The organism is Variovorax sp. P4_D9 (genome assembly GCF_056401695.1).
Genome location: NZ_JBFUIU010000893.1, coordinates 1 through 3447 on the forward strand (window position 1 = coordinate 1; position 3447 = coordinate 3447).

General features: G+C 68.5%; 4 protein-coding genes. 1 reads left to right on the top strand and 3 read right to left on the bottom strand.

The features are described from left to right. Positions 1 to 187: 187 nt before the first annotated feature. Complete coding sequence (locus AC1DY5_RS47685; RefSeq protein WP_478121353.1) at positions 188 to 997, top strand: hypothetical protein; 810 nt, start codon at positions 188 to 190, stop codon at positions 995 to 997. Here AC1DY5_RS47685 and AC1DY5_RS47690 read toward each other — a convergent pair. The 3 genes from AC1DY5_RS47690 to AC1DY5_RS47700 are packed head-to-tail and all read right to left on the bottom strand — an operon-like array spanning position 923 to position 3192. Then, positions 923 to 1342, bottom strand: coding sequence for a hypothetical protein (locus AC1DY5_RS47690; RefSeq protein ID WP_478121354.1), 420 nt, complete (start codon positions 1340 to 1342; stop codon positions 923 to 925). The two genes, AC1DY5_RS47685 and AC1DY5_RS47690, sit on opposite strands and share 75 nt — an antisense overlap. Further along, positions 1336 to 1968, bottom strand: coding sequence for a ribose-phosphate diphosphokinase (prs, locus tag AC1DY5_RS47695; protein ID WP_478121355.1), 633 nt, complete (start codon positions 1966 to 1968; stop codon positions 1336 to 1338). The genes AC1DY5_RS47690 and prs overlap by 7 nt, the downstream gene beginning before the upstream one ends. 39 nt (positions 1969 to 2007) lie before the next feature. After that, complete coding sequence (locus tag AC1DY5_RS47700; RefSeq protein WP_478121356.1) at positions 2008 to 3192, bottom strand: thiolase family protein; 1185 nt, start codon at positions 3190 to 3192, stop codon at positions 2008 to 2010. Between the last annotated feature and the right edge of the window lie 255 nt (positions 3193 to 3447).

Below are 3447 nucleotides of genomic sequence, written 5' to 3' on the forward strand. Positions count from 1 at the left end.
GGCGGTGCTCTCGTCCGACGGCTCCAGCGGTGCTGTGCGCCGCATGGAGACCCACATGTCCTGGGTCCTGATCGGCGAGCGGCAAGTGCTGAAACTGAAGAAGGCGGTGCGCTATCCCTTCCTGGACTTTTCCTCGGTCGAGGCGCGTGAACGCAATGCCCGGTAGGAGATGCGACTCAACCGGCGGTTGGCGCCGCAGGTCTATCTCGGCCTGCTCGCCCTGCGGATGGACGGTGGCCTGCTTCGCGCCGTCCCCGAAGACAGGCTGTCGGAGACCGGCGGCAGCATCGTCGACTGGATCGTCGTCATGCAGCGGCTGCCTGAGGAACGCATGCTCGACCAGGTGATCGGACGCTGCGARCTGCGTCCGGCGGACATCGACGCGATGCTCGGGATCCTGGTTCCCTTCTACCGTAGCGCAGCGCGCGCGAGGATCGACGAGTCCGATTACGTCCAGCGCATGCGCGACGAGCTGGCCGCCAGTCGCAGTGTGCTCGAGCGTCCGGAATTCAGCCTGCCCCGGGTGCGCGAACTGGTCGACCGCGCAGACCACGCCATTACGCGGCACGAGGGCCTGCTGCGCCGGCGAGTCGCCGACGCCCACATCGTCGACGGGCACGGAGACCTGCGGCCCGAGCACGTCGCCCTGATCCAGCCACCGGTCGTGATCGACGCCCTCGAATTCGACGATCGGTTGCGCGAGGTCGATCCGTTCGACGAACTGTCCTACCTTGGCCTCGAATGCGCGATGTGTGGGGATCCCTTGGTGGGGCCGAAGCTCCGGGCGGGCCTGAGCTCGGGGCTGCAGGACACGCCCGCGCCCCAAATCCCGATTCTCCATACGGCGCGGCGCGCATTGCTGCGCGCAAGGCTGAGCGCCGCGCACCTGCTCGACCCCGAAGTTCGCACGCCGCGCAAGTGGCTACCCCAGGCCTCGCGGTACCTGGCCCATGCCGTGGCCGCCCTGGACCTCCTGGAGCGGCACGTGAAGGCTTGAGCCATGGTGCGCCCATGCCGCGTGGCTCGCGCTCACCGCCTCGGCGAACTGCGGTACGACCGAAGCGATTTGCAGCTTGTCGCGAACCGGGCCGCTCTCCGGCAGCCGGAATGGCGGCATGCTGTCGGTGACGATCAGCCGAGACAGGTCGTGGGACGCCAGCGTCTGCGCCGCGCTGCCGACGAAAAGACCGTGGGCCGCGAATGCGACCACCGCCCTGGCACCGGCCCGACGGAGCGCGGCGGCGCCGAGCTGCATGGTGTTGCCGGCGGCGATCAGGTCGTCGAGCAGGAGCACCGTCGCGCCGGCGACGTCACCCGCGACCAGATGTCCAGTGCTCAGCACCCCGGCGCTGCGGCGCTGCGGCGCTTGTCGAGCATGGCGAAACGCACCGGCTCGCGCAATTCGCCCTCCAGCGCCTCGCGCCACAGCAGCGCCCGCTTGACGCCCCCCGGGTCCGGCGAAGCCACGGCCACTGGCCCCTGTCGCGCAATCGCCTGCGCGATCGAGCGGAAGGCAGGGTGAGCGGCCAGGTGGATCGTGGGACAGCGGAAGGCATTCTGGAACGCGGCAACGTTGTGCGCTTCGAGCACGATGATCTGCGCCATGCCGGCCGAATCCAGCCATTGCGCCACGTAGCGCAGTCCCAGGGGGTCCTGGGGCTTGGTCCGCAGGTCCTTGCGCGCGTAGGCGAGGTAGGGAACGACTGCAGTCACGCGCGCGGCGCCATGGTCCTTGAGTGCACCGATGAACATCAGGAGCCGGCAGATCTTGTCGTGGGGACTGTCCTGGGGACCGCCATGCAGTCCGGCCACCACGTAGGCATCGGCACCCCGGGGATCGACCAGCGGCCGCAGCTTGCGCTCGCCATCGTCGAATACCCGCTCCTCGTGCGGCGACAGCGGGACACCCAACGCATCGGCGAGTGCGCGTCCGAAGGGATCGGCGGGCTCAAGCGAGAAGATGAGCATGGCGCACCTGCTGCGGTACGCGGTGCGTGCCGCGGAGACTCACAGCGACTCGATCGCTAACGCGATGCCCTGGCCGCCGCCGATGCACAGTGTGACGACCCCGCGCTTGAGACCGTCGCGGGCCATCGAGTGGATCAGCCGTGTCGCCAGCACCGTGCCCGTGGCGCCGATGGGGTGGCCGTGCGCGATGGCGCCGCCCTCGACGTTGACCACCTCCTCTGGGAATCCGAGCTCGCGCAGGCACGCCAGCGTGATGGCGGCAAAGGCCTCGTTGATCTCCACGCGCTGCACGTCGCCCGCCGACCAACCCGCGCGCGCCAGTGCCTGGCGCACAGCCGGCACCGGGCCGAGGCCGAAGAAGGCCGGCTCCACGGCGCCGACCCCGTAGGACACCAAGCGCGCCATCGGCTTGAGGAAGTTCTTCTCGGCCCATTGATGCTCGGCGACGAGCATCGCCGCGGCGCCCGAGTTCAGGCCCGGCGCACTGCCGGCGGTGATGGTTCCGTCTTTCCGGAACGCGGGCTTCAGCCGGGCCAGCGACTCGGCCGTGGTGTCGGGGCGGTTGTGCTCGTCCCTGGCGAAGCGCTCTGTTCCCTTGCGCGTTGAGACCTCGACCGGCGCGATCTCGGCCTCGAAGCGGCCGGCGGCCTGCGCCGCCGAGAAGCGCTGCTGGGAGCGAAGGGCCCAGCGATCCTGATCCGCGCGGGAGATACCGCGGGCCTCCACGAGTTCCTCGGTGTGCCAGCCCGCATGCTGGCCGCTGAACGCGTCGTTGAGGCCGTCGTGCAGCATGCTGTCGAACAGCGTGACGTCGCCCATGCGCGCGCCCCGCCGCCCCTGCGGCAGCAGATAGGGCGCTCGGTCCATGTTCTCCATGCCGCCGGCGATGGCGCAGTCGACCATGCCGGACCAGACCTCCAGCGCAGCGCTGACGATCGCCTGCGCACCCGAGCCGCAGACGCGGTTGACCGTCAGCGCCGGTACCTCGACCGACAACCCGGCCGCGATGCCGGTTTGGCGCGCAGGATTCATCTTCACGCCCGCCTGGATGACGTTGCCCATCACCAGGGTCTGCACCTTGTCGACAGGCAAGCCAGATCGGCGCAGGGCTTCCCGCACGGCCACCGCGCCGAGGTCGGGGGCAGGCACGTCCTTGAGGCTGCCTCCATAGGTTCCGATGGAAGTGCGCACGGGATGACAGAGAACAATGTCGCGCGAGGTCATGGGGTCACTTATATGGATGCCTCCCGGATAGCAAGAAGAATTTGTGTTGTGCTGCGAAGAAGTCGGCTGCGTCCTTATATCCGGCCTTGATTGCGCGGCTCGCCTGGTTTCCCCGACTCGCCCCGCTGGCCCCCATGCATATCCGCTGACAAGCGCCTCATCTCCTATGGCGGACTTTCTATGTCCGAGACCACATGCAGGTTTAGCTCGTCCCGGTCTGACCTGTTTCACATCACTTCACTCTTTGCTGCCTCA

Bases quoted from the DNA above. Each gene is read 5' to 3' on its own strand.
- prs (WP_478121355.1), bottom strand. From the start codon at position 1,968: ATGCTCATCTTCTCGCTTGAGCCCGCCGATCCCTTCGGACGCGCACTC.
- AC1DY5_RS47700 (WP_478121356.1), bottom strand. From the start codon at position 3,192: ATGACCTCGCGCGACATTGTTCTCTGTCATCCCGTGCGCACTTCCATC.